Source organism: Endozoicomonas sp. SESOKO4, from assembly GCF_024606275.1.
The window spans coordinates 1-2,778 of record NZ_JAHHPS010000233.1 but is presented as its reverse complement, the minus strand read 5'-3'; the positions used below and the strand labels follow the sequence as shown (position 1 = coordinate 2,778).

At 47.3% G+C, this 2,778-nt stretch carries 6 protein-coding genes; all 6 read right to left on the bottom strand.

The window, feature by feature from the left end; translation table 11 throughout:
* On the bottom strand, window positions 1-346 hold a 346-nt coding region (locus KDK16_RS04385), incomplete at its 3' end, for a hypothetical protein (RefSeq protein WP_257274853.1).
* 277 nt (window positions 347-623) lie between these two features.
* The gene (locus KDK16_RS04380; RefSeq protein ID WP_257274850.1) at window positions 624-1,007 is read right to left on the bottom strand and encodes a HigA family addiction module antitoxin; all 384 of its coding nucleotides are present in this window, start codon (window positions 1,005-1,007) and stop codon (window positions 624-626) included.
* A 290-nt stretch (window positions 1,008-1,297) separates the two neighbouring features.
* Window positions 1,298-1,609 carry a CcdB family protein gene (locus KDK16_RS04370; RefSeq protein ID WP_257274848.1) on the bottom strand — a complete coding sequence of 104 codons (312 nt, stop codon included), beginning with the start codon at window positions 1,607-1,609 and terminating at the stop codon, window positions 1,298-1,300.
* Window positions 1,609-1,830 (bottom strand): type II toxin-antitoxin system CcdA family antitoxin, encoded by a 222-nt coding sequence (locus KDK16_RS04365; protein ID WP_257274846.1) that lies wholly within the window; start codon window positions 1,828-1,830, stop codon window positions 1,609-1,611. Before KDK16_RS04365 ends, KDK16_RS04370 begins: the two co-directional genes overlap by 1 nt.
* Before the next feature lie 53 nt (window positions 1,831-1,883).
* The gene (locus KDK16_RS04360) at window positions 1,884-2,195 is read right to left on the bottom strand and encodes a hypothetical protein (protein WP_257274844.1); all 312 of its coding nucleotides are present in this window, start codon (window positions 2,193-2,195) and stop codon (window positions 1,884-1,886) included.
* Between the two features lie 124 nt (window positions 2,196-2,319).
* Window positions 2,320-2,574 carry a hypothetical protein gene (locus tag KDK16_RS04355; RefSeq protein WP_257274842.1) on the bottom strand — a complete coding sequence of 85 codons (255 nt, stop codon included), beginning with the start codon at window positions 2,572-2,574 and terminating at the stop codon, window positions 2,320-2,322.
* Window positions 2,575-2,778 lie beyond the last annotated feature (204 nt).

Below are 2,778 nucleotides of genomic sequence, written 5' to 3'. Positions count from 1 at the left end.
CCGGGTTCATAATCAGGGTTTGTTGGCTCAGCTGACCGCCCTGAGAAGCCAGGTTATCACCAACTGTTCGGAACAGCAGATTGGTGGCATCCTCGCCCAGATTTTTATGGACGACTTCTGCCATCTTTCGCATCGATTGTTGCTGCATATTTCCGAGCATAGTCTTCTGAGCTTCCTGCGACAGTTCTCCGGCAATGGGCTTGGCAGTGGCAGTCTGAGCATGTACTTCAGCGGGTGTCGGCCAGAGCTTTTCAGTGAGCTTGTCCCAGCTTTTGCCTAAATCGGACCATAGATTCTTTGCAGGCTGACTGAGCTTGTTAATGCCCTCCATCAGCGGTTCCCTCATTTTCTGACAAGACCCGGTCAGCTGATTGGGGAAATTCCTCTGTAGATGGATTGCTGATTGATCAATCGCCCACTGTGTCAGGAAAGTTGTCGCTGATGGTTTCTGGTGGCTTTACATTTTAACTATCCCAAGTGTTAGGAATAATATCGTTATTCTTTGGACTTTCTATTGTCCAACCTCTTCCCTTAGTGTCATCATCAAACCTATCGATTTTTTAGTAGTTATGCCTCTATATGTCTAAAACCATAGCCTTTTATGAAGACAATTCAGATACTTTCTATGACTCTACCGTGAGCGTAGATGCACAGGCATTATACGACCGGTTTCTAGCACTATAACTGGGTAACACGAAGAACCGGTCGCTACGCCACCTGATTAAGATCAATGCGTTCCAGGTTTGCTGTATCGACCACTTGCCTGGCTTTCCACAACTCTCCTGAAGTGTCATCCAGCTTTCAGCAGAACCACCCAGTACTTCCGACGGTCGAATGGCCATTTCCGGTGAAACGCCTGCTTTTTCATTCAGCAAACGATTGAAAGTACTTCTGGCCACGCCCAGCTGGTCGGCAATTCTGTTTGCGGTCATTGAGGTGAATGGCTCAATGTAGGTGCGGTTGATCAATGCTCCTGGGTGAGGTGGATCAAATTGTTGTGTAGCCATCAGTGGTAATCCTCGTAGTTCACGATGTAGGTATCTCCGTTTTTAAATTCAAACACAATGCGCCAGTTACCTAACCTGATACATTAACGGTCCAAAGTCCTTCACGGTGGCATTTCAATGGCTGAAGGTGGGCCGTGTAGAATTCGGAGAATTGGCTACAAGTATGGGACTGGTGGAAGAACAAGACTATTGAAATTAAAACACTCTGCGGCTTGCTACTGATCACGTCAGCCTTATACATGGTGCTTATGGGAATAGATTATTTCTATCCCCAGTTTCTGCTGTGAGTGTTAGCCGATGCCTGTGAACAGGCGGTCCAGAGCCATCAATATATCACCTCGGTCTGATTCTATATTGGCTACTTTCTCAACAAGATAAGACGAAGGAATACTGGTAAGATGTGGGATAATCAACATCCATTGTTCACTTTCAAGTTCGACCAATGGACACACTTTCAGCATTTTTTCGAATTGGCTGGAATGACTCAACGGTGCCACGACTTGACTTTTTTTAGACGGAATCAAGTCTGATTGAAGAACAACGATGTATGGATAGTGCTCTGCACTGTCACCTGTATTTCTGAAAACATCAAACTGAGCCATTAAAACAACCTCATGCCGTCGCTGAATAAGCCATGTTTTTCTACAAACTGGTCCAGTTCTTCAGCGGCTTCCTTGTAAAGTTTCTTCAAACGTTCTTCCTCCAAACTCCTGACTTCAGCCTTAACGCCTTGTTCGGCGGCAGAAGAAATATTAATGTTCAACTCACGAGCCTGCTCTAACAGCTCGTCATCTATGGTCACTGTGGTTTTACTTTTGCTCATATCAATACCTACTTATTGAGTATTTTGGTTAGTATAGCAGGTATATATTAGAACTATTTCCCATACTTCCCAACCGCGTCAGCAGACAGCTTGCTGATTTCCCGGTTCAGCCGGTCGATCTTCTGCCGTTTCACCTTAGCACTCATAAAGCGGTTGTCCATGATCTTGCGCATGTCTTTCCTGAGTGTGCTGATTTTGCGGGCATAGCGATTCAGGTCTTTGCGGACGCCAGTTTGTTGCGGTTGGTTTTCTCCAGCTTTCTGGCCTGATCTTCCTGACCACTGTCCCGGTAACGGATGATGGTAGCGGCCAGATCGTTCAGCTCGATTGCATCTCGTACATTTCCGTAATGTAGCGGGTGGCATCGACGCCATCACTGACGAAGGAACCGGGCATAGGCAAATCACGAATTCGCACTGCCGTATGGGGTGCAGCACCTACGCCATATCGGGTGGCCACGTCGACGGCGGTCAGAGCGCAGCGTAATCGTTACCGGTTGACTCGTTTTGGCTTCAGCATTCCGGTCAGGGTATCGCCATAGTCATCACGGGGCCAGCTGTCCTTGTCGGCGTCATAGGTGCGCTGGCCGTCTGACCATACATTACCCTGACGTTGCAAGCTAAACCCGTCGCTGGATTCAATCAGGTAGTTGTGTTTGTCGGTGTCGTCGTTCAGTGAGTAGCGGTTTTTTTCCTGTGTCGGAGTTGTTTTCAGTGACCACCCCTTCAGTTTTACAATTGACAAGGGATGTAGCGGTGGCTATCATACCGAAACCTTCGAGCTGATGAACCACGCTCTGGAATTGCACCGGAGACAGTAGAGTCAGACGAAGGCTTCCCTTGTTTCTGACGTATTTAAGCCTGCCTTTTTTGATCCAGTTTCTGTATTTTGGGCAGGAGTGTCCATAAAATCGGGATAGCCATGCCCTTGTAGTTGATTGCCAGAAAC

Excerpts from the sequence above, each read along its gene's own strand:
- KDK16_RS04380 (WP_257274850.1), bottom strand. The coding sequence starts at position 1,007 with ATGGCTACACAACAATTTGATCCACCTCACCCAGGAGCATTGATCAAC.
- KDK16_RS04370 (WP_257274848.1), bottom strand. The coding sequence starts at position 1,609 with ATGGCTCAGTTTGATGTTTTCAGAAATACAGGTGACAGTGCAGAGCAC.
- KDK16_RS04365 (WP_257274846.1), bottom strand. The coding sequence starts at position 1,830 with ATGAGCAAAAGTAAAACCACAGTGACCATAGATGACGAGCTGTTAGAG.
- KDK16_RS04360 (WP_257274844.1), bottom strand. The coding sequence starts at position 2,195 with ATGCCACCCGCTACATTACGGAAATGTACGAGATGCAATCGAGCTGAA.